Here is a 21583-nt window from a genome sequence, read left to right on the forward strand (position 1 = left end):
TCTTATCGTGATTTACGAATACAATACAATAACGTACGTAAGTTTCTTAAGCTAAATGGTCGTATCGTAAGCGCCATAAAAGCTGACCTGACGGCATCTTTATACAACTTATTATACATAAACCAGGATGCATACTCAATATAGATCAGGGATCTATCACGCTCATAGGGTTGAATAAACTCCTTCTCTTTTCTATTTGCTTGATCCATCTTGTTATCCAATAGATCATCTGTGCCATACTCCCTGCGCTGTTGAGCAAAATACTTTACCATCTTACCACTAACCATTTTTCGAGGATTGATCTCTTTCGAAATAGCATTCGAAAGTTGTCGATAATAATAGAGTGGCCGTTCTAAATTTTTAGCTTTAAATTTCTCTACTATGCGGCAAGCCCAGTCATAATCTTCAGACCCTATCCGATCATAATATTCTTTATAACCACCTATTGTTTCTAAGACCAATCTAGGTATCATAATTGTTGCTCCGCAAAACTGCGGAGTAGTAGCAATATTTGCCTTGATCACATCACTTGCTAATGCTTTTTTCTCAGCATAAAGCTTTCTTCCTTCAGAGTCAATTCTAAAAATAGCTGTACCACAAATTCCTAATTCCGGATCTTGTTCAAATGCCTGGAGCTGTAGCTTAATTCTATCTGTATCTGAGATATCATCGGCATCTTGGAAGGTGATGTAATCTCCTATCGCCTTATTGAAAAGAATATTGCAAGACTTTAAATACCCTTTATTCACCTCATTTCTGTACTTTTTAACCCGCGGGTCTTTAAATGCCTGGATGAGTTCCCAAGAATCATCTGTGGACGCATCGTCCAGAATCAGAACTTCAAGATTCGAAAACGATTGATCTAGAATACCTTGCACCGCTTCGTTTAGATAACTAGCAGCATTGTATACCGGAATTAGGACAGAAACTAAAGGAGCTATTTGGACATTATGCATAGAACAAGCTGGCAGGAGTTAATTGACTTTCCCTGTTCGATAAGGTTTTCAACATAGCCGATTTTAATGAAATAGTTATTACTCGCCATATTTCTTTTCTCTTTTATCCAATGCCAACATCAAAAATGTAAAGAAAAATGGCATCATAGGGATCTTATATCTCATTAGTGTCCCGAAATTCCCCGTACTAATACCTACAGCAAAACCGAATAAGAGAGCAAAAAACAAGCAAAATAAAAGAAATGGGTCTTCAACAATTCTCTTCCATTTTCCTTTAACCAGCATCAGAGAAACAAGAATCGTTATGATTATACTTTCCAATGCGGAAAGGAGCATGAGAGGATTTTTGACTTCCCAGAGAAATGGTCTAAAAAGACTTACAACTATTGCTTTGGGTGCAAGAGAAATCATACTTTGCCAAGATCCATCTGGTATACCGATATCATAGCCTCCATCACCTCCCGTTCGTGCTCCCCAGCCATACCGGATGTCATACGCTGTAATAGCCGCTCGCTCAGCTATAGCGTCCAAACTGTACTTTTCACTGTAAGAACTCACCTGATCCAGTGAAAAGTAGGCGGAACTAACAAAGATCATGAGCAATACGGGAGCAATTAGTACTCTTAAAATTGCACTTTTAATTTGCACCTGATACTTCCAGTAGAGCCACACAAAAAGCATTGGTATAAAGCATATCACAATGTAGGACTTGATTTTAAAAATTAATACCGCCATACATGCTCCGATCACCCAATACTTAATATTAAGTCGCTGAAAATCGATAATATTGATGACACAATAGGTCAACCACCCCAATGCTCCAAATGTAATCGTATCTTTTAAAATTCCTGAACCCCAAAAAACCACTGACGGAATAAACAAAATAGCCACTGCTAACTTCCGCTCATTGCCCGGATATTTTTGAACCACAGCTTTGTAAAAGAACCAGGCTCCACTGAAACTAAATATTGCAAAAAATAATGCTGTAGCTGAGTAGGTGTGAAAAGTAAAAAAATCAATCAACCCGGCAATCCGCACCACCGTAAAAGACTGAGGATCCCTGTAATACCATATGTGCTGCGTGTACTGAAAGGTCTCCGGCTGCCTTGCCCCCCCTTCTTCAAACAATATAGAAAACCCAGTAACTGGATTATCCATAAAGGCCTCCCATATCCAGCGGCTGCCATGGGTAAAGTAGTTGAAAGTGTCTCCTCCATTGTAATAGAATTGATAGATTAGTCCAAGAGCAATAGCCCCAAAAAACTTAACTAGCAAAGCAGGCATAAAATACCTCTGTGTATCCCTATTGGTGACATAGGGCCGCACCTGATAGGCCGCAAACAAAAGCAGGGCCGCATAAATCGGTGTGATAAACAGGTCCTTAAGTTCCACTTTGGCTAGCTTTGTTTTTCATGAAGATACTCTTCCTGGCTCCCTATCCGCACGGACATGCACCGTCTCAGCGCTTCCGATTTGAGCTCTTTCTCAAATTTATGGAAGAAAACGAGATGCCTTACGATTTTCAATCTTTTCTATCGGAAAAAGGCTGGCACGTACTCTACCAACCCGGCCATCAATTGGCTAAAATAAGTGCGGTATGCTCAGGTTTCGTCAGAAGATTTCTCATGCTGTTCCGCTTGTCTCGCTACAGCCATGTTTTTATCCATCGTGAGCTGGCCCCCTTCGGCCCTCCTGTCTTCGAATGGCTGATCGCTAAGGTCTTTCGCAAAAAAATCATCTACGACTATGATGATGCCATCTGGATGGGTGACCAAAACCATGAAAACCCCATTTGGAAATGGCTAAAGCACCGACACAAAGTAGACAAAACCTGCTCCTGGAGCTGGAAAGTGACAGCAGGAAACGCCTACCTGGCCCGCTACGCCCAGTCTCATGGAGCCAATTCCGTCATCTTCCCAACAGTGGTAGATACTACGACACACCTACCCTCATCCAATAAGAACTCGCTCCCCACCATCGGGTGGACAGGCTCACATTCTACGTTGTTTTACCTCGAAAGCATCCTACCAGCCCTCAAAAGTCTTGCGAAAACACACACCTTTCGCTTTCTGGTAATAGCCAACAAAGACCCAAAACTGGACCTCCCGAATTACGAATTTGTGAAATGGAGCCCGGAAAATGAAGTGACAACCCTACAACAAATGGACATTGGCGTTATGCCGCTGGAAGACACTGAATGGGCCAAAGGCAAATGTGGTTTTAAGCTGATCCAATACCTGGCCGTAGGCATTCCAGCAGTTGCCAGTCCTGTTGGGGTAAACGACCAGGTCGTTTTGCATGGCAAAAACGGCTTTCTGGCCTCATCGGAAATTCAGTGGGAAGAATACCTGAGAAAATTACTTTTTGAACCTAAACTTAGAGAAGTTATGGGAGCACAAGGAAGACAACACATCGTCGAGCACTACAGTGTCGCTAGTCAAAAAGCCAAATTTCTTAGCCTGTTTGATGGCTAGAGCTCTTTGAGTCGCTGCCTGGCTTCTTTATTCGCCCCGTGCTTTCTGCTGGTCAGCTTTTTCACTTGTTTGAAATACTCCTTCGCAGCCTCTCGATCATCCTCTTTCAAAGCTACTCTTCCCAAATGCAATACCGAGTAGATATAGTAACCTTTGTCTGTAGCGTCGGCAGCCTCTCCATACTCCATCGCCAGTTTGAAATACTTCTTAGCGTCTTCAAAGTTGCGTCGCAGCTCATTGATGTGGCCCAGGAAAAAAGAGGCATATCTTCCCGAGTTGTACTCATACCCCGCGAAGGTACTGTCTATTCTATTGAGAATGGACTTGCTTTCTTTTACCGCAGCATCATACTGGCCAGACTGATAAAGCAACCTGGTATGAAATCGATGAAAATAAGCGTTTCGAGGAAAGGTTTTATGTAGATACCCTGACAACTGTAGCGCAGCAGGCAAATCTTTTTCCTCATAATAGGAAATCCGCATCAAATAATATTGTGCTTCTGTACGGGTATAAAACGCATTTCTGGCCACGGTTTTCAACTGCTGGATACCTAGCTCCTTGTCTCCATCTGGAAAAACTGCCATAATGGGCTTCAGCAACGGATAGTTCTCGGGCACCCACTCGGCATAGTAATTAAAGAGAGCATCACCAAAAAGCAGCTCAGGGCTCAGGTCTCCATTTCCTCGACACTCCTCCATGTACTTCAGTGCATTTTTCCCTGAAAAGGCAGCCTTGCCCCAATCTCTCCGCTCAGAATACAATCTCCCCTTAAAAGCGTGTGTAGCGGCGAGGAAGAAAGCTCCTTCCACTTCGTTGAGTTCATTGTACATGCGCTCAGACAGCACGAGCGCAGTATCCATATAGGCATAAAAGGTCTCGTCGTATTGTTTGTTGTCAAAGTTGGGGAGTATGCGCCACCAGTAGTTGAGTCCCATCAGGAAATAAGGCAGTGGATGCCATCCATACTGATTTTTCAGGTATTTAAAATGTGACATGGAGCGCTCAAAACGGAAGTTGTACATGTCGTTGATTGCCTGCGTAGCCTCCATCTGCACAAAAGGGTTGTTCAGCAAGCTAAATGTGCTGTCAATTTGCGCCGGTGCTACCTGAGCCGAACCCGTAACCGATGCAATAGCAAACCCTAATACTATTAAATACCTTTTCATCTATTTAGTATATGCGAAGACTAATTTTGACAACAATTGTTCCAAACTCCTGATCTTTTTCAAATTTCCAACGAAATTAGCGCCAATGAGTGGCTTTAGTAAGTATCGAGACCGTTTTTTAGAAGACTGGTACCACACCAACGGAAAAGCATATTTCCTGATCATTTGTTTGCTCTATTTTGCGTCATTTTTCCTAAAAAGGCTTTTTGTGATCGATTCCATCGCCGCTTTTGAAATACTGGAGCAGCGTGGCGAAATGTGGTTGATGGACTTGTTTTTTGGTCTTCAGTACCTGTCTGTTCCGCTCTTTTTGGCATGGAAATTTTCACTTACAGCTTTCGTACTTTGGGTAGGCTGCTTCATGTTTGGCTATCGCATCACGTATGCGCAGATTTGGAAACTAGTCCTCGTTATGGAGCTCGTATTCATCGTTCCAGAATTATTAAAAACGCTCTGGCTGGTCGTGTTGGCTAATGACCCTGATTATTTTGAGGTGATGGCTTTTTACCCCTTAAGCCTGATGCACTTTTTTGACTACAGTCAAATACCTTCTTCATGGCATTATCCACTTAAAGCGCTAAATCTTTTCGAGCTGGTATACTGGGCGCTTTTGGCGTTAGGAATCTTTTGGGTGAGTGGAAAAAAGCTAAAAATCTCGGTAACTATCGTAGCGACATCCTATGTGCTGTTTTTCCTGCTCTGGCTGGGCTATTATGTGGTTGTTTACCGCTGACGATTGCACCGTTCGCTACAGTATTTCACGTTTTCCCAATCTTTAGCCCACTTTTTCCTCCAGGTAAAAGGTCGCTGACACACCGGACAAATTTTCTCGGGAAGATGTTCTTTTCGAACTCCATTCATCTCTTAAAATACTTCAAACAAGCAAAGCCCCAAATTTCCATACTTGCATGTAATAATTGTAAAAACGCCACTAGCTTATTTTTCGGCACATTTAGCAAACATCCACTAGCAACGAAATGTTGGGCGTTGTATGAAGATCTCCGAAAAGTACAATCTAGAACCCGAAGAAATAGACCGGATCATCGAAATGGCCTGGGAAGACCGCACGCCCTTCGAAGCAATCTGGTTTCAATACGAGCTCTCTGAAGTAGATGTAATCACCCTGATGCGACAAGAGCTAACGAAAAAAAGCTGGAAGAAATGGCGCGAGCGTGTGCAAGGCAGAGCTACCAAACACCGAAAGTTGCGAACTTTCACCGAAGGCATCTTTAGGAGCTCCAGACAAAAAGCTATCAGCACCAACAGCATCAGCAAGCGTCATTCCCGACGTTAACATTTTTTCACATAACCCAGGTGCTCTTTTTGCGAATAATGTACCAGGCAATTGCATCGTTGGCTAGATATAAAGCGCATTGCACATGATTATTAGCCATAATTGCTATTTTCGCCTTTGTTGACTCAAAACTATCACCATGGGATACCAAAAAACGAATGTAATTGTCGGTTGGATCACTTTTTTGATCTCACTAGTCGTATATGTAATGACGATCGAACCAACCGCCAGCTTCTGGGATTGTGGCGAATTCATTGCCTGCTCCTACAAACTTGAAGTGCCCCACCCTCCGGGAGCACCCTTTTTCCTTTTAATCGGACGAATTTTCTCCATGTTTGCTGCTGGAGACGTAGAAAGCGTAGCCTACTGGGTGACCATGGTCAGTGTACTGAGTAGTGCGTTTTCCATCCTGTTTCTTTTCTGGTCCATTACCCACCTGGTAAAGCGTGTATTGAAAATCAAAAAAGGCGAAGAGTCGCTCGAGCAAACTATCCTCATCATGGGCGCTGGTATAGTTGGAGCACTTTCTTGCACATTTTCTGACTCGTTCTGGTTTAGCGCCGTAGAGGCCGAGGTATATGGTATGTCTGCCTTCTTCACAGCGTTTGTCTTTTGGGCTATTCTCAAGTGGGAAAACATCGAAAACGAATCGGACCGTAACAAGTGGATCATCCTCATTGCCTATATGATGGGGCTTTCGATCGGAGTTCACCTGCTCAACCTCGTAACGATCCCCGCTCTGGGACTGATCGTATATTTTAAATACTACGACAAAATCACCAAAAAAGGAGTGATCTCCACTTTGGTAATCTCCGGAGCCATCATCATCCTGATTTTGATCGGGGTAATCCCTGGACTGCCTTCTATTGCGGGTACACTGGAGATTTTCTTCGTGAATGCACTGGGGCTTCCATTTGGTTCAGGGGTCATCTTCTTTGGTGCTGCCTTTCTTGGAGCCTTGATTTATGGTATTTTCTACTCGATCAAAAAGCAAAAGCTTACGCTAAATACCGTACTTCTTGGCTTCACATTTATCATCATCGGGTATTCATCTTACACACTAGTACTCATCCGCAGTAACTACAACCCACCGATTGACGAAAACAACCCTGAAGACGTTCTTTCTTTCGTGTCTTACCTGAAACGTGAGCAGTATGGTAGCCGTCCACTTTTCCATGGACAATACTACACAGCTAAAATCACCGACCAGAAGCAAGGCGATAAGGTCTACATGCGTGGTGAAGACAAATACGAAATCAAGGATTACAAGCTAGAGTATGTTTATGATCCGGCACACACTACCATCTTGCCACGGATGTATAGCTCTACAGAAATGCACAAGCGGCGCTACCGCGAAATCACCGGATTACAGCCCGGTGAAAAGCCAAGCTTTGCTGACAACATCTACTTCATGCTCAGCCATCAGGTGGGCACCATGTACATGCGCTACTTCTTGTGGAACTTCTCCGGGAGAGCATCGGACATCCAGGATGCCAGCTGGGTAGGACTCAGAGGAGCGTTTACAGATGACCTCCCTTCCCTTTTGCAGGAAAACAAAGGCAGAAATATTTATTACTCACTCCCGCTGTTATTGGGTTTACTGGGTATTTTCATTCAATATAAGAAAGACAAAAAGTATTTTTCTGTAACGCTACTGCTCTTTTTCCTTACGGGTGTGGCACTGGTGCTTTACCTCAACTCCCCTCCAGTAGAGCCTAGAGAGCGTGACTATATCTACTCCGGGTCCTACTATGTGTTCGCCATTTGGATAGGGTTTGGTGTGCTCGCTATTTATGACCTGCTCGGAGCTGTAGTGAAAAACAAAAAGGTACTGGCCAGCGTGGCCTTACTCCTTGGGTTATTCATCCCAGGCATAATGGCTAAAGAAAACTGGGACGATCACGACAGATCGGACCGCTACTTCTCTGTAGACTCTGCCAAAAACTACCTGGAAACCTGCGCGCCGAATGCAATCATATTCACAGGAGGAGATAACGACACCTTCCCCCTATGGTACGCACAAGAGGTTGAAGGTGTAAGAACCGACGTGCGTGTAATCGTACTCTCATACTTCAATACTGACTGGTACATCCAGCAAATGATGCGAGATGCTTACGAATCAAAAGCATTGCCATTTGGCCTTACGCTCAAACACTATCAGCAAGGCGGTCTCAATGATTACCTCCCTGTGGTAGAAAACAAGAGTATCAAAGGTGCCATCAATGTCAATCGCTTCCTGGACCTGATCAAAAAGGAGCATAAAGGATTGCAGATTCCCCTGAGTACAGGATCTTATTACAACTCCGTGCCCGCCAAGCAGATGTTCCTCAATGTGGACAAAGAGCGAGTGCTGAGCATGGGCATCGTGCCTGACAACCTGAAAGACCGTGTGGTGGACCGCATGCAGTGGAGCATCCAGGGCCGTGGACTGGAAAAAAGTGACCTGGCCGTGATCGACCTGATTGTAAACTCCAACTGGGAGCGTCCGATTTACTTCAATACCACATCGCTTTCCTCAGTAAATATGGACATCCGCAAGTACGCCGTGCAGGAAGGTATTGCCTATAGACTGCTACCGGTGCTCAACCCGAACCCGCAGCAGTATCAGGTAAACATAGATCGGATGTATGACAATGTGATGAACAAATATCAGTGGAGAGAGCTGGACAACCCTGATGTGTACTACTCACAGGATTACCGAAACTTCTGCCTCAACCACCGATCTGCGTTCAATACGTTGGCCCTTTCACTGATCGATGCAGGGGACTATGATAGAGCACAAAATGTGCTCATCAAATGCCTGGAAGTGATGCCAAATGAATCCATCCCGTACGACTATTTCAACGTGCAGCAGGTAGGTATTCTATTGGAGTTGGATCAGCTGACAGTGAGTACAGATACGCTTGTGGGCGAAATCAAAACTTCTAAGCTGAAAGCACTGGCTGATAACATCGCTGAGATCACCTCCACCAACTCGGTGGAGATGCTAGACTACTACTTCAGTACAGGTAGCTACGACCCGAACGAACTGCAACAAATGCTGCTTTCGCTCAATGCGGTGACACGGGCCTACCGTGCAACAGGCCACAAAGAAGAAGCAGCCAAATATGAGGAGATGTTTAACAAATATTACAGCTCCTTCCAAAACCAGTAAGCTTTTCCAGAATGGTTAAAAAAGCCCTCGGCGATCTAATCGCCGAGGGCTTTTTAATGTTTAAGTAACACGGCTTAAAACCGCTCTACCAATCGGTCGAGACCCACACTGCGGGAAGCCTTGAGTAAAACCGTGCCTTCAAAAGCCAGGGTACCCCAAACACGCTCAAGTGCCACCACATCTGGATACCATACAGAATGTGGGACTTCCTGATGAGCCGCTTCCATCTCTGCCCCCACGAATACTACACGATCGAAGCCTTTGGAATCCACTAGCTGCCCCAACTCCTGATGTTTGGTCGCACTATTTTCTACTTCCTTCATGTCTCCAAGGATCACTGATTTTTTCCCTGTCATCCCAGCCAGGTTTTCGATGGCAGCCTGCATAGACGTAGGGTTGGCATTGTAGCAGTCTACAATGAGTTGAAGCCCATTCTTTTCTACTACCTGAGAGCGCTGGTTGGCAGGCACATATCCCGCGATAGCCTCAGCTATCTGTTCATCACTCACTCCAAACTCCCTTCCCACAGCCACAGCCGCAGCGATGTTACCAAAGTTGTAAGCCCCTATCAGTTGGGTTTGGATATCCTCTCCTGCCAACTCTATCCGAATGTAGGGATCTGCACTGATAAGCTGCAGGTCAGCAGATGGAAACAGGGTGGGCTGATCAAAACGCTTAGCCATATTGGACAGGCGATGGTCTTGTTGGTTGATAAAAGGCTTTCCATCTGTTTTTCGCAAATGATCAAAAAGCTCACTTTTCCCGCGCAAGACACCTTCTATTCCGCCGAAATATTCCGTATGAGCTTCACCAATATTGGTAATCAATCCGTAATTGGGGTTGGCCATGCGGCACAGCTCAGCGATTTCGCCCACATGATTTGCTCCCATCTCGATGATGGCCACTTCTACCTGAGGGTGAATATGCAGCAAAGTCAGTGGCACGCCTAGATGATTATTGAGATTTCCTTTGGTAGCATGGGTGATGTATTTTTTACTCAGCACCCTGTTGACCAGTTCTTTCGTGGTAGTCTTCCCATTAGAACCCGTGATTGCCAAAAGTTTTCGCTTGTACCTACTGCGATGAAATATCGCCAAATCCTGCAAAGCCTTCTCACAATCTTCTGCCAAAATAATCCTCGGATCCGTAGCGTACTGCTCATCGTCCACTACGGCAAAAGCCGCACCTTTCTCCAGTGCCTGGCTGGCATATTTGTTGGCATCAAAATTTGGCCCTTTGAGCGCAAAAAAGAGATTGTCCTGCTCAATCGTACGCGTATCTATAGACACTCCATCGCTTTGCAAAAACTTGGAGTAGAGGTATTCAATAAAATTTTCCATCACCACAAATATACTTTTCTTTGGCATCCAGAAAATGATCCCCATGGACAAGCCAGCACGTACATTCTTACTTTTTCAGGTAATCCCCTCCACTACGGACTATGCCTTCGGTAGTGAGCTGGAGCAAGCACTTAGAGCAGCGCTCACTCCGAACGACACGCTGCTTACGTTGGATAATTTCTCGGATGCAGTGACTGTGGCTTATGCTAAAAAGCTCCTGAATGAAAGCACAGAAATTTCTGTGATTTTGGATATACAGGACACTGACCAGCCAGGTGGAGCCATCACCCCATTGCTAAACTACCTGCACAAACACCCTGTGACGTGCTTTTACCATACGGAAAGCAGGTTTTTAAAGCCATTCCTCACCAAATGGAAGGCAACACGCTTTGAAGGGCATGAAGAGCTGATTCAGCTAATCCAATAATCTGAATTGATCGGCATCTGCCTGAAAAGGAAAGCGCTCGCGGAATGTTTTCAGTTCCTCAGCGTAGAGCTTAGCAGTCATTATTTCCGCCTTGTCGGAAAAGGTAAGCTGAGCGCCCTTATAATCATAAACAGCAGAGTGCCCCACATAGCTCGCCCCCACTCCATCTTCGCCTACACGATTTACGCCCACACAATACGATATGTTTTCTATAGCTCGAGCAGCGAGCAACGTATCCCAGGCATTCACACGAGGCGCTGGCCAGTTGGCCACATATACCAGCAGGTCGTACTCGTACAACTGTGCATCAGTGTGCTGAGACCTGGCCCACACAGGAAAGCGCAGATCGTAACAAATGAGTGGGAAAACTTTCCAACCCTGCACCTCTACTACAACTCTTTCGGTACCAGCTGTATAGTCTTTATCTTCTCCAGCCAACCCAAACAGATGGCGTTTATCGTAAGTTTTAAAACTTCCATCTGGATAGACCACATACATTCTGTTATAAAAGTTACCCTGTGCTTTGGTCATCACGCTGCCCATCAGCACGGCTCCTGTCTGTGCAGCCTGCTGCTGCATCCACTTTAGGGTATTCGTATTGGCTACTTCGGCGTGCTGCTCCACTTGCATACTAAAGCCCGTGGTAAACATCTCCGGCAGAATGATGAGGTCTGTTCCTTTGGGCACCTGCCAGATCATCTCCTCAAACGAAGCTCGATTGGCATCAGGGTTTTCCCAGAAAAGATCGGCCTGGAGTAGTGCTATAGATAGCTCAAGCTTCATCGCTTTACAGGCACTTTCACCCGATAGTCAGCGTCTACTTTGCCTTTGCTAATGTTTGCCAACTTGCCTTTGATCAGGCGTTTTTTAAATGAGGTAATGTAATCCGTAAAAAGAATTCCTTCTATGTGATCGTATTCATGCTGAATCACCCGGGCATGGATGTCATCAAACTCTTCGATGTGCTCGTTCCAGTCCTCGTCGTAGTATTTGATTTTGACAATAGCGTTTCGCTTGACGTCCTCTCGAATACCGGGAATACTAAGGCAACCCTCCTCAAAAGCCCACGGCTCTCCATCTTCTTCGAGGATTTCCGGGTTGATAAATGCTTTTTTGATCCCTTCTTCATCTTCTTCCATCATAGGACGGTCGTCTACTACAAACAGGCGAATAGACTTGCCAATTTGTGGAGCTGCCAGTCCCACGCCAGAGGCGGCATACATGGTGTCAAACATGTCCGCCACCAATTCTTTGATATCTTCACCATGAGGAATATCCTCCGCCCCCTTCTTCAAAACGGGATCTCCATACAGCACGATCGGGTATATCATATCTGAGATTCTAAATGCGATTGTAAAATGATTGTTGCACTAATTTTATCGATGTTTTCCTTCTTTCGCCGGTCTTTCTTCTTAGTCCCTCCGGCGATCATGGCATCCATGGCCATTTTGGAGGTAAACCTTTCGTCGTGCAAAAATAGTTTCTTGTTGGGAAATAATTTGCGAAACCTGTTCACAGCTGCCTCTACCAGTGGGGTAGCGTTAGTGGGCGTACCGTCTACTTTTTTGGGCATACCAATCACTACTGCTTCCACCTCCTCTTTTTCAAAGTAGGACTTTAAAAAATCCATCAACGTATGGGAAGGCACAGTATCAAGAGGAGATGCAATCATCCCGAGGGGATCAGTCACCGCTATTCCTGTGCGCTTGGCTCCATAGTCTATCGCCAGTATTCGCGCCATTAATTAAGTTTCGTAAGTTCGTCGATTTTTGATTTGACCATAGCCTCCAGAGCTATAGCCTTGGGAAATAGTATTTTATTTTCGATCTCGGCATGATACCACATTTCCCGATCAAAGGCCTTGATCTCTCGCTCGATCACCTGCCCGTGCAGATCTGAAAGGGTGAGTTCCTCCACGAGGTTTCGAATGCCCTCCAGCTCATCTTCTTCTCGGTGTTCCCGATGAATTTGGCGTAGGGACATAGCGGAATCCAAAGTAAAAATACTCTGAAACTTTCCTTTGTCTATTTCCAGTAACTGGTCGATGTAGGTAAAAACGGTATCTTCCTCTTCGTAGATGTGATTGATAAATTCTTCCACAAATTCCGGAAATATCAATTTGAGGTCTTCGCTGTGGTAATTGTTCACCAGCCCGGCAATGTAGGGGAGCTTTTCTTTGATAAACATGTGGTGAGAGTGCTTGAGGTACTCTATCACAATTTCAATCGGGTAGTTTTTTAGCTCACTAAATGAAAATCTATGTGAGCGATCGAAAAGGTAAAATGCCTTTAGCACCTGACTCTTTTTAAGTCCCATTTCCTGACAGACATCCTTGAGCTTTCGATCTGGACATAAGTAAAACTCCACCCCTAAATAACTGAGGGCGCGTGCGTAGACGTAGTTTTCGTCCACTAAAGATCGGATGGTCTGTTGAAAAACACGCATCTTTTCAAAGATACCAATATGATTGAAAAAGAGCCACTGTTTTTGAACAGAAACGTTTTTGGTAGCTTACACGTTTAGAAATGACCCGAAAGACGCTTAATTTTAGAATCTTAAAAAAACCTCGTAGCCTTGAGTAAAGAAAACAATAAGAACGCCATCCGTCTACCACTGTTTATAGCTGCGGCTATCGCATTGGGAATATTCATTGGTGCCAATATGGCCGGTAGCAATTCTGCTGCAGATAACCTCTACAAGAGTATTTTCAAGTTTAGACAGGTGGTTTCACACATCCAAAACGACTATGTGGACGAAGTAAACACCGACGAACTGGTAGAAACGGCCATAGAAGAAATGCTGGCGAAGCTAGATCCACATTCGGTCTATATTCCTGCCGAGGATTTACAAATCTCACAGGCCCAACTCGAAGGCAACTTTGAGGGCATTGGCATAGAATTCAACATTTTTAAAGACACAATACATGTCGTATCGCCCCTTAGTGGTGGTCCTTCCGAAGCGCTGGGCATTCGCCCCGGTGACAAGATCATCAAAGTAGATGGCAAAACAGTAGCCGGCACCGGGTTTACTAATCAGGATGTGATAAAAACCCTTCGTGGTGAAAAAGGCTCCATCGTGACCGTAGATATCCTTAGAAAAGGGGAACCCGAACTTCTGGAGTTTAAAATAGAGCGTGATGTAATCCCACAATATTCGGTAGACGTATCCTACATGGTAGATGACGAGATCGGCTATATCAAAGTAAGCAGGTTTGCCGCTACTACTTATATGGAATTTAAAGAAGCGCTTCACAAGCTGAAAAAAGCCGGGATGAAGAAAATGATTCTGGACCTCACCAGCAACCCTGGTGGCTACATGGACCCGGCAGTAAAAATGGTGGATGAATTACTCGCTGGCAACCAAATGATCGTCTATACCAAAGGAAAAGATGCCCGTCACAATACGGAATATTTCGCTCAGCGTGAAGGTAGTTTTGAAAAAGGTTCTGTAATTGTCTTGCTTGATGAAGGCTCTGCTTCCGCTTCAGAAATCGTATCGGGAGCCATTCAGGATCACGACCGAGGATTAATCGTAGGCCGTAGGTCTTTCGGCAAGGGTCTGGTACAAATGCCTGTGGCACTAAACGATGGATCTGCGATGCGACTGACCATCAGCAGGTACTATACTCCTAGTGGACGATGCATCCAAAAACCCTATGAAGGCTCGCTAGAGGATTACCACAAAGAATTTTATGAGCGCTATGCTAGCGGCGAAATGTACTCTAAAGACAGCATTAAAGTGAATGACAGCCTGATCTTTGAAACCGACAAGGGAAGAACCGTGTACGGCGGTGGGGGTATCATGCCAGATTATTTTGTACCCCTGGATACCAGTGCCAATACTTCGTACCTCACTCGCCTTTTCAACACCAACACGATCGCTGAGTTTAGCTTAAGCTACGTAGATGAAAACCGGTCCAGACTGGAAAAAATGTCTTTTGATTCGTTTCGAAATGATTTTGAAGTGACTGATGAAATTATCACTGCACTCACAGCTCTAGGTGAGGAAAATGGCGTTGCCCTAAAACAAGATCAACTGAATCGTTCGATGCCTTTATTAAAAACATACCTAAAGGCATTTATAGCCAGAAACATCTGGAAAAATGACGGCTTTTACCCCATCTTCAATGAGCAAAACGAAATTTTCCAAAAAGCGCTTACGCTCATAGATGAAGCCAATCGACTAGCAGATAGTAACTAGAAAAATGATCATAACCCCAAATAAACAACATGACCTATTACCACAGACTGGGAGAAATACCTCCCAAGCGACATACACAGTTTAGACAACCAGACGGCAGCCTTTATGCTGAGGAGTTGGTATCCTCAAAAGGGTTTTCAGGCATATACTCTAACCTGTACCATATCACTCCACCCACACGGGTAATGGCTATAGGCACCCCTGTACCTTTTGGATCCACCATTGCCAAAGACTATGGCCTGAAGCAAACGCATCTCAGTACCAGCAATGTGGGCGAAACCGGTAATGACTATCTGAGTGCTCGCAAAGTACTGCTGATGAACAGCGATGTGAAAATGGCGCTGTGCAACCCTAAAAGCCGTACTATGGACTACTACTATAAAAATGCGGAAGCTGATGAAGTAGTCTTTATCCATGATGGCAAGGGCTGCTTACTTTCTCAGTTTGGCAAGCTGTATGTAGAGGCGGGTGATTATGTGGTCATCCCTCGCACTACCATTTACAAATTCGAATGGGAAGAAGGACCTTTGAGGCTACTCATCATCGAATCGGCATCTCCAGTAGAGACCGTGAGGAGGTACCGCAACGAACTCGGCCAACTGCTCGAACACTCGCCCTACTGTGAGCGTGACATTAGACCTCCGAGTGAACTTATCACTGAAAAAGAACGCGGTTCGTACCACATGCAAATCAAAAAAGGAGACATGCTGCATCAGTACGAGTACGATCAGTCTCCATTTGATCTGGTGGGATGGGATGGCTACCTGTTTCCTTATGCATTATCTATTCACGATTTTGAGCCTATTACGGGGCGTATCCATCAGCCACCACCAGTACATCAAACGTTTCAGAGTGCTGGCTATGTCATCTGCTCTTTTGTACCCCGGCTGTTTGACTACCACCCCAAGGCTATACCTGCGCCCTACAACCACTCCAACATTGACAGTGATGAGGTGCTCTACTACGTGGAGGGGAATTTTATGAGTAGAAAAGGAATAGATAGAGGATCTTTTACCCTGCATCCGGGCGGTCTGCCCCATGGCCCTCATCCTGGCACCGTAGAAAAAAGCATTGGAGCAAAAGAAACTGAGGAGCTAGCTGTGATGCTAGACACCTTCCGACCTCTGTATGTTACAGAAGAAGCCCTGGAGTATGTGGACATCAACTACCCCATGAGCTGGACGGAATAAATTTCACGAACAACCAATAACCACCTGAAGGCAAAAGTTTACCTGCCTTCAGGTGCTTTGATTATTGATCCATTTTCAATGCTTTTAGGTAGGCCTGATCATAATACTTTACCAGGTTAGACCAGTCGAAGAGTGTGGATGATGCTTCCGTTCTATTTCTCAGGTCTATACGATCTCGTCTACTCAGCCGCACGTAGTTGTACATTTTGTTGGCCAGGTTGCCGGCAGCTTCATCAAAGGACTTTTGATTTCTTTTTACCAGGTAAATACCCCTGCGGTCATGGTCTGGCACCTGCTCCTGCACATAATCACCAAAGCCGGCAAGGTCACTAGTGACTGTAGGCACTCCAGAAGCTATACACTCTAGAGGTGTATAACCCCACGGCTCATAGTAGCTCGGAAACACCCCCAGGTGACAGCCCCTAACAAACTGGCCATACTCCATAGAAAACAGAGGGTTGGTGTAGTTGATAAAATCCGGATGGTACACCACTTTTACCGGGTCCTCCTCATTGTTCACCAGATTTGACCTCCTCAAAAAATTGAGAATATCATCCGTGGCGTCATCGTGCAGATTGTGTGTAATGACCGGCGGCAGGTTGTCTGACTTCCAGCTCTGTAGCGTACGCCTAAAACGCAGCTTCCAGTAGTCATCCACAAACTTATTGAGCTCTGGCAACTTGGTATCCTTATGGTTCACCGCATCGAATAGCAGTCGCTCACCCACCTGTTTTTTAATGGCATCTATTGTATGTCGAAATTCCTCCAACAAAGCACGGCTGTGCAAAATCTCCGGGTTGATGCTGTAGTAAGGTCTTTTGGTAATAAAAAACATCACTACGGTAATATCGGATTTTTCGGTCTTCAACCGGTGGTTGAGACGGGCAAGAGCCTCCAGCGTAAGGTCATATCCTTTATTTAAAAACTCATACCTGCCAGAGGTGAAAAAGTATAATGTCTTATCCAGATCAAAAGTATAGCTGGAAAAGAAATGAGACATGGTAAAGGAGTGGATCTTATTCTTATTCTCAAGGTGCAGGTTTTGAAACTCATGCAAAGCTTCAAACCGCTGATTGTTGATCCCATTAGGCAAAATCACATCCGGGTTTCGGCCCAGCAGCTGGCGACACTCGGCAGCAGTCACCTCGCTCACCGTGCTAAACACGTGCGCCCCATGTGCTGCGGCTCGCTCCAGCATGACATTCGACTCGATATTAAAATGACGCGCTTCTTTTTGCCAGTCTACAAACGGTAGGTGGTCATAAAACTGTGGATCGTTCATGGCCAGATACCGCCCCAGCAAGGTGGCATGCGTAGTGAAAATCGTCTTTACAGGCACTTGCTCACGCCTTAGGTCTGGCAGCCCCGAAGCTGCCATCCACTCATGAAAATGCGCCAGTATCTCTTTGCTTCCTTTCACCTCAGCAGCCAGTTCGGACAGGAAAATTTTGACCATTTCCCCAAAAGCAAGCACATCATTGAGCAGGTGATCATCTCCCGGCGTAGAAATACTGTGGTGCTCCCAAAGCAAATATTTGATTTCGCCCAGGCGATGCATCACACTCCCCAGATCAAAAAGGACAACTTTGGGCCTACCCGATACCAACCACACCCCATAGTGTACAGTATACCCATTGTCACGCATGCGCTGAACAGCCCTACCTATAGCATCCGTGGGCTCACCCTCTATCGGCTCAAACTCAGCTGCTACGTTTGACGGCATATATGGTCCCAGCAAGCAATAGTTTTCACCCCACTTGGGTACCACTGTAGGCACTTTAGATCTGATTACTGTATAAATTCCTCCCACCTGGTTGAGCACTTCCCAGGCTATTTCCAAAAGTAGAGCATTTCCCGTTTGTGATTTTGTCAGTCTTCGTGGTGAGGTTTTTCCTTGTTTGGGCATTTAGTTTAGGTTTAATCTATAAGATTAAAGAAAAGCAATTTTGTTTCTTTTTTTGAGTAAAAAGCAAATTATCAATGGCAAAATGTAACCTTAACAATTGATCTCAGTATTTTTTTCGATAGACATGCAACTTTGCCCATGTCTTTTGCATCATCTACATGAGCATTTTACTAAAAAACTGGGCTAACCTCCTATGAAAGGCTGCAAACTCATATTATTCATCCTACTGCTTTGCTTATTCGCATTTATCCGAGAGACGGAGCGTAGAGCCAGCCAGCTACAAGTCGTACAGACCATTACACATTACTTCCACCATATTTCAGAACAGGTTTCTGAGCCTCAAAATTTGCTTTTAGCAAATAGCCAATCTCATGTTGATTCCAGATGTGAATAATCCTATCGCATTTCTGTTAGTTTAAATTCATTGAATTATTGTATTTTTCCGCTAAGACTGTCTATGACCGTCCTAACCCAGCGTGGAATAGCATACAGGTTTTATCAATCCCTCAGGGGAGAGTAGTAACTTTAAAAAGACATTCAACATTCATTATGGAAATCAACGAATCGTACTCAGCCTTTTTAGACGTATGGCACATGGCCATGTGGTACCTCTTTATTGCTGCGATGGCTGTAGGCGGCATTGTACTGGTGGCCTACTGGTTACGGTATGCTACAGCCACCAACCTTAAAACTAAACATGACATAGCTGGTGAATCTGAGATCAAAACATATCTCAACGTCAACTATATCCTCGCAGTAGGTATCTTTTTTCTTGTAAATACGACCTACGCCGAAACCATTATTCTGAGTCCTATCTGGCTTTTTGTGCGCATATTCATTGGAATGTGTATCGGTACGCTACATGCATATATCGCATTTCTCATTTTTAAGTACTACTATCCAGGTCCTCTAGAGAAAAAGCTCAAAAAACTACGCTACACACCACGTGTAAACCCCAATACTGGCAACCAAATGAAGCTCCTTAGCGAGGAAGAGGAAGATGCGTATTTGGACGAAGGCATGCAGGCTGAGGAAGATGCTTTCTCTGTAGACTATGATGTGTGGATAGATGAAGAAACAGGAGAAACACACATAGAAAAATACAAAGGACACCTCAGCGCCTTTGAGTGTGACCGATGCGGGTTCCAGACCTTGAAGATCAACAAAGAAACCATCATCAAGCAACCAACGGAATTTGAAGATGGCCAGATCGAAAAAGAATACAAATGCTCCTACTGTGGGCGTATCAAGCGAAAAACACAAAATCTGGCTACCAAAGTAGACAAAGACGCTTCTGATGGCAAGCTAATTTCGGACCCTCTGGGACATGACAACCGTGTGGATACGGTGAAAATTGAAATCCATAGCACTAAAGGTGAAAACAAGATTTTCGAATTCCAGAACGTAGACCAGGCGAAACACTTCCTCGAAGAGTTTGACTTGAAAAAGCTGGGCGATCAGGAAATGTAACGACACATTACGTATCACCAATATCAATCCGCTCTTCTTTTGAGGAGCGGATTTTTTTATGCACGCGCTTTTCTACCAGCACGATTGGCCAGAAAAACCCCAACTAACACCAGCGCAATTCCTATGACGTGGGCGGTAAGCAAAACCTCTCCATCCAGTACTCCCCAGCATACAGCCACTATGGGGATAATATAGGTCACAGAAGAGGTGAAAACAGGGTCTGTAAGGCTTACTAGTTTATTAAAAATCAGCAGCGCAAATGCAGTACCCACGATACCAAGGGTGAGGATATACCCCGTCGCAAGTAGTGTGCCGTCTACTGTCATGAGCTTAGTAGTAAATTCACTAAAAAATAACAGCTGAATAGCGGCTAAAGGCCCTACAAACAACAAAGAGACACTAGTAATCGTCATGGACTTGAGCCCATGTAGGTGATGCTTGATCACATTCAGGTTGAGTGCATACATGAGCGTGGCTGCTATCACAAATAAGGCGTAGTAATTAAACGACGACAAATCGCCTCCCGACCCTGCCATCACCAGCAAGGCTGTCCCCACAAAGCCTACTCCAATACCGAGAAACACCTGAGGGCGCTGTGATTGTTTGTAAATGAGAAATCCGACCAGCATCGTAAACAAAGGCGTGAGCGCATTGAGTACTCCAGTGACCGAACTCTCCAGCCGGGTTTGCGCAATGGCAAACAAAAACGCAGGCAGAAAGCTACCCACAAAACCTACTGAAATCAGCGGGAGCAGATGGGCTCGCTTCACTTTCTTGAGGTTTTTGATAGCAAAAGGCAGTAAAACCAATGCCGCAGACAAGATACGCAAGCTGCCCACCTCCATAGAGGTGAGACCTAGCAGACCTTTTTTGATCAGGATAAAGGAGCTCCCCCAAATCAGAGAGAGTCCGATGAGAAGGCCCCAGGCCTTCAGGGTGGGTTTTTGGGTCATAGTTGTCGTTGGGAAATAGTAGCTTAAACTACAGGCACCACATCAGAGAAAACTTCACTTACCTCAGCCAAAATGCCAGAGAGCTCCTCAAATGAGTCTGACTCTACCAATCGGGTGCGATAAGGCTTGAAGTTTGGAATACCACGGAAGTAATTGGTATAATGTCGGCGCATTTCAAAAATTCCTTTGCGCTCGCCTTTCCACTCCACTGAAAACTCCAGATGCCTTTTGGCTACTGAAACGCGCTCTTCTAGCGTGGGTGGTGCCAGATGCTCGCCGGTTTCCATGAAGTGTTTGATTTCATTGAATATCCAGGGATAGCCTATAGCTGCCCGCCCGATCATGATACCGTCTACGCCATATTTTTCCTTGTACTCCACAGCTTTCTCAGGGCTGTCGATATCGCCATTTCCAAAAATTGGAATATGAATATCAGGGTGGTTCTTCACCTCCGCAATTTTGGTCCAGTCAGCCACACCCTTATACATCTGCTTGCGCGTACGTCCATGGATTGTCAGTGCCTGTATGCCCACATCCTGTAGGCGCTTGGCTACTTCCACTATCCGTATAGTACTATCATCCCACCCCAGTCGTGTCTTTACCGTCACGGGCTTATCCACTGCTTTTACGATCTCTGCAGTCATCTCCTGCATCTTGGGGATATCCAGCAAGATTCCTGCTCCAGCTCCTTTGCAGGCTACTTTCTTCACAGGACAGCCGTAGTTGATGTCGATAATTTCCGGATTAGCCTCCTCAGCAATAGCCGCAGCCTGCCGCATAGAGTCTATCTTATCTCCAAAGATTTGAATGCCTATGGGGCGCTCATAATCATAGATATCGAGTTTTTCCACACTCTTGGCTGCATCTCGTATGAGCCCTTCTGAGGAGATAAACTCCGTATACATCATGTCCGCACCGTTTTCTTTGCATACTGCCCTAAACGGCGGATCACTCACATCCTCCATGGGAGCCAGCAACAGCGGGAACTCCCCTACCTCTAAGTTTCCAATTTTGACCACAGACTTAACGCTAATTTTGCCGTAAATTTAGGGC

20 protein-coding genes are annotated in these 21583 nt (G+C 45.1%); 8 read left to right on the plus strand and 12 right to left on the minus strand.

The genetic code is table 11. From position 1 onward, the window contains the following. Window positions 1-2: 2 nt before the first annotated feature. The gene (locus C7460_RS10665; protein ID WP_115868088.1) at window positions 3-956 is read right to left on the minus strand and encodes a glycosyltransferase family 2 protein; all 954 of its coding nucleotides are present in this window, start codon (window positions 954-956) and stop codon (window positions 3-5) included. Between the two features lie 78 nt (window positions 957-1034). After that, entirely contained in the window at window positions 1035-2114 is a 1080-nt protein-coding gene (locus tag C7460_RS10670; protein ID WP_147302913.1) for a hypothetical protein, read from the minus strand. A 254-nt stretch (window positions 2115-2368) separates the two neighbouring features. Between C7460_RS10670 and C7460_RS10675 the strand changes: the two genes are divergently transcribed. Further along, on the plus strand, window positions 2369-3430 hold the full coding sequence (locus tag C7460_RS10675; protein WP_115868090.1) for a glycosyltransferase: 1062 nt from the start codon (window positions 2369-2371) through the stop codon (window positions 3428-3430). On the opposite strand, the gene C7460_RS10680 is transcribed toward C7460_RS10675, so the two are convergent. Continuing rightward, on the minus strand, window positions 3427-4596 hold the full coding sequence (locus tag C7460_RS10680) for a tetratricopeptide repeat protein (RefSeq protein ID WP_115868091.1): 1170 nt from the start codon (window positions 4594-4596) through the stop codon (window positions 3427-3429). The two genes, C7460_RS10675 and C7460_RS10680, sit on opposite strands and share 4 nt — an antisense overlap. An 85-nt stretch (window positions 4597-4681) precedes the next feature. Here C7460_RS10680 and C7460_RS10685 point away from each other — a divergent pair, with 85 nt between their 5' ends. Further along, window positions 4682-5329, plus strand: coding sequence for a sulfate ABC transporter permease (locus tag C7460_RS10685; protein WP_115868092.1), 648 nt, complete (start codon window positions 4682-4684; stop codon window positions 5327-5329). On the opposite strand, the gene C7460_RS10690 is transcribed toward C7460_RS10685, so the two are convergent. Beyond that, window positions 5320-5457 (minus strand): DUF2256 domain-containing protein, encoded by a 138-nt coding sequence (locus tag C7460_RS10690; protein WP_115868093.1) that lies wholly within the window; start codon window positions 5455-5457, stop codon window positions 5320-5322. The genes C7460_RS10685 and C7460_RS10690 overlap by 10 nt on opposite strands. 130 nt (window positions 5458-5587) lie before the next feature. Between C7460_RS10690 and C7460_RS10695 the strand changes: the two genes are divergently transcribed. Both C7460_RS10695 and C7460_RS10700 read left to right on the plus strand, forming a co-directional pair. Then, the gene (locus C7460_RS10695; protein ID WP_115868094.1) at window positions 5588-5890 is read left to right on the plus strand and encodes a TIGR03643 family protein; all 303 of its coding nucleotides are present in this window, start codon (window positions 5588-5590) and stop codon (window positions 5888-5890) included. A 139-nt stretch (window positions 5891-6029) separates the two neighbouring features. Further along, the gene (locus C7460_RS10700; protein ID WP_115868095.1) at window positions 6030-9044 is read left to right on the plus strand and encodes a glycosyltransferase family 117 protein; all 3015 of its coding nucleotides are present in this window, start codon (window positions 6030-6032) and stop codon (window positions 9042-9044) included. A gap of 74 nt (window positions 9045-9118) precedes the next feature. Here C7460_RS10700 and C7460_RS10705 read toward each other — a convergent pair whose 3' ends face one another. Beyond that, entirely contained in the window at window positions 9119-10384 is a 1266-nt protein-coding gene (locus tag C7460_RS10705; RefSeq protein WP_115868118.1) for a UDP-N-acetylmuramoyl-tripeptide--D-alanyl-D-alanine ligase, read from the minus strand. Between the two features lie 43 nt (window positions 10385-10427). Between C7460_RS10705 and C7460_RS10710 the strand changes: the two genes are divergently transcribed. Beyond that, the gene (locus tag C7460_RS10710; protein ID WP_115868096.1) at window positions 10428-10811 is read left to right on the plus strand and encodes a hypothetical protein; all 384 of its coding nucleotides are present in this window, start codon (window positions 10428-10430) and stop codon (window positions 10809-10811) included. Here the strand turns inward: C7460_RS10710 and C7460_RS10715 are convergent. From C7460_RS10715 to C7460_RS10730, 4 genes are read right to left on the minus strand one after another with little or no spacing between them, the layout of a single operon-like run. After that, the gene (locus C7460_RS10715) at window positions 10800-11594 is read right to left on the minus strand and encodes an amidohydrolase (protein ID WP_115868097.1); all 795 of its coding nucleotides are present in this window, start codon (window positions 11592-11594) and stop codon (window positions 10800-10802) included. The genes C7460_RS10710 and C7460_RS10715 overlap by 12 nt on opposite strands. Further along, window positions 11591-12142: a peptide deformylase gene (gene def, locus C7460_RS10720; RefSeq protein ID WP_115868098.1), complete on the minus strand. Its 552-nt coding sequence runs from the start codon at window positions 12140-12142 to the stop codon at window positions 11591-11593. Before def ends, C7460_RS10715 begins: the two co-directional genes overlap by 4 nt. Beyond that, the gene (gene ruvX, locus C7460_RS10725) at window positions 12139-12552 is read right to left on the minus strand and encodes a Holliday junction resolvase RuvX (protein WP_115868099.1); all 414 of its coding nucleotides are present in this window, start codon (window positions 12550-12552) and stop codon (window positions 12139-12141) included. The genes def and ruvX overlap by 4 nt, the downstream gene beginning before the upstream one ends. After that, the gene (locus C7460_RS10730) at window positions 12552-13256 is read right to left on the minus strand and encodes a hemerythrin domain-containing protein (RefSeq protein WP_115868100.1); all 705 of its coding nucleotides are present in this window, start codon (window positions 13254-13256) and stop codon (window positions 12552-12554) included. Before C7460_RS10730 ends, ruvX begins: the two co-directional genes overlap by 1 nt. Window positions 13257-13385: 129 nt before the next feature. On the opposite strand from C7460_RS10730, the gene C7460_RS10735 reads away from it, so the two are divergent. Further along, entirely contained in the window at window positions 13386-15011 is a 1626-nt protein-coding gene (locus C7460_RS10735; protein WP_245986303.1) for a S41 family peptidase, read from the plus strand. 29 nt (window positions 15012-15040) lie between these two features. Further along, window positions 15041-16201 (plus strand): homogentisate 1,2-dioxygenase, encoded by a 1161-nt coding sequence (locus C7460_RS10740; RefSeq protein ID WP_115868101.1) that lies wholly within the window; start codon window positions 15041-15043, stop codon window positions 16199-16201. Window positions 16202-16262: 61 nt separating this feature from the next. Here the strand turns inward: C7460_RS10740 and C7460_RS10745 are convergent, their stop codons facing one another. Beyond that, on the minus strand, window positions 16263-18107 hold the full coding sequence (locus tag C7460_RS10745) for a glycosyltransferase (RefSeq protein ID WP_115868102.1): 1845 nt from the start codon (window positions 18105-18107) through the stop codon (window positions 16263-16265). A 549-nt stretch (window positions 18108-18656) separates the two neighbouring features. Here C7460_RS10745 and C7460_RS10750 point away from each other — a divergent pair. Continuing rightward, the gene (locus C7460_RS10750; protein ID WP_115868103.1) at window positions 18657-19577 is read left to right on the plus strand and encodes a hypothetical protein; all 921 of its coding nucleotides are present in this window, start codon (window positions 18657-18659) and stop codon (window positions 19575-19577) included. A 56-nt stretch (window positions 19578-19633) separates the two neighbouring features. Here C7460_RS10750 and C7460_RS10755 read toward each other — a convergent pair whose 3' ends face one another. Together C7460_RS10755 and dusB are read right to left on the minus strand one after the other, a co-directional pair. Beyond that, entirely contained in the window at window positions 19634-20530 is an 897-nt protein-coding gene (locus tag C7460_RS10755) for a DMT family transporter (RefSeq protein ID WP_115868104.1), read from the minus strand. Between the two features lie 23 nt (window positions 20531-20553). Beyond that, window positions 20554-21549: a tRNA dihydrouridine synthase DusB gene (gene dusB, locus C7460_RS10760; RefSeq protein WP_115868105.1), complete on the minus strand. Its 996-nt coding sequence runs from the start codon at window positions 21547-21549 to the stop codon at window positions 20554-20556. Between the last annotated feature and the right edge of the window lie 34 nt (window positions 21550-21583).

Source organism: Marinoscillum furvescens DSM 4134 (assembly GCF_003386095.1).
GTDB lineage: Bacteria > Bacteroidota > Bacteroidia > Cytophagales > Cyclobacteriaceae > Marinoscillum > Marinoscillum furvescens.

Bases quoted from the DNA above. Each gene is read 5' to 3' on its own strand.
- C7460_RS10675 (WP_115868090.1), top strand. From the start codon at position 2,369: ATGAAGATACTCTTCCTGGCTCCCTATCCGCACGGACATGCACCGTCT.
- C7460_RS10705 (WP_115868118.1), bottom strand. From the start codon at position 10,384: ATGGAAAATTTTATTGAATACCTCTACTCCAAGTTTTTGCAAAGCGAT.
- C7460_RS10665 (WP_115868088.1), bottom strand. From the start codon at position 956: ATGCATAATGTCCAAATAGCTCCTTTAGTTTCTGTCCTAATTCCGGTA.
- C7460_RS10670 (WP_147302913.1), bottom strand. From the start codon at position 2,114: ATGGATAATCCAGTTACTGGGTTTTCTATATTGTTTGAAGAAGGGGGG.
- C7460_RS10695 (WP_115868094.1), top strand. From the start codon at position 5,588: ATGAAGATCTCCGAAAAGTACAATCTAGAACCCGAAGAAATAGACCGG.
- C7460_RS10680 (WP_115868091.1), bottom strand. From the start codon at position 4,596: ATGAAAAGGTATTTAATAGTATTAGGGTTTGCTATTGCATCGGTTACG.
- C7460_RS10700 (WP_115868095.1), top strand. From the start codon at position 6,030: ATGGGATACCAAAAAACGAATGTAATTGTCGGTTGGATCACTTTTTTG.
- C7460_RS10710 (WP_115868096.1), top strand. From the start codon at position 10,428: ATGGACAAGCCAGCACGTACATTCTTACTTTTTCAGGTAATCCCCTCC.
- C7460_RS10755 (WP_115868104.1), bottom strand. From the start codon at position 20,530: ATGACCCAAAAACCCACCCTGAAGGCCTGGGGCCTTCTCATCGGACTC.
- C7460_RS10685 (WP_115868092.1), top strand. From the start codon at position 4,682: ATGAGTGGCTTTAGTAAGTATCGAGACCGTTTTTTAGAAGACTGGTAC.
- def (WP_115868098.1), bottom strand. From the start codon at position 12,142: ATGATATACCCGATCGTGCTGTATGGAGATCCCGTTTTGAAGAAGGGG.
- C7460_RS10740 (WP_115868101.1), top strand. From the start codon at position 15,041: ATGACCTATTACCACAGACTGGGAGAAATACCTCCCAAGCGACATACA.
- C7460_RS10745 (WP_115868102.1), bottom strand. From the start codon at position 18,107: ATGCCCAAACAAGGAAAAACCTCACCACGAAGACTGACAAAATCACAA.
- ruvX (WP_115868099.1), bottom strand. From the start codon at position 12,552: ATGGCGCGAATACTGGCGATAGACTATGGAGCCAAGCGCACAGGAATA.
- C7460_RS10715 (WP_115868097.1), bottom strand. From the start codon at position 11,594: ATGAAGCTTGAGCTATCTATAGCACTACTCCAGGCCGATCTTTTCTGG.
- C7460_RS10730 (WP_115868100.1), bottom strand. From the start codon at position 13,256: ATGCGTGTTTTTCAACAGACCATCCGATCTTTAGTGGACGAAAACTAC.
- C7460_RS10690 (WP_115868093.1), bottom strand. From the start codon at position 5,457: ATGAATGGAGTTCGAAAAGAACATCTTCCCGAGAAAATTTGTCCGGTG.
- C7460_RS10750 (WP_115868103.1), top strand. From the start codon at position 18,657: ATGGAAATCAACGAATCGTACTCAGCCTTTTTAGACGTATGGCACATG.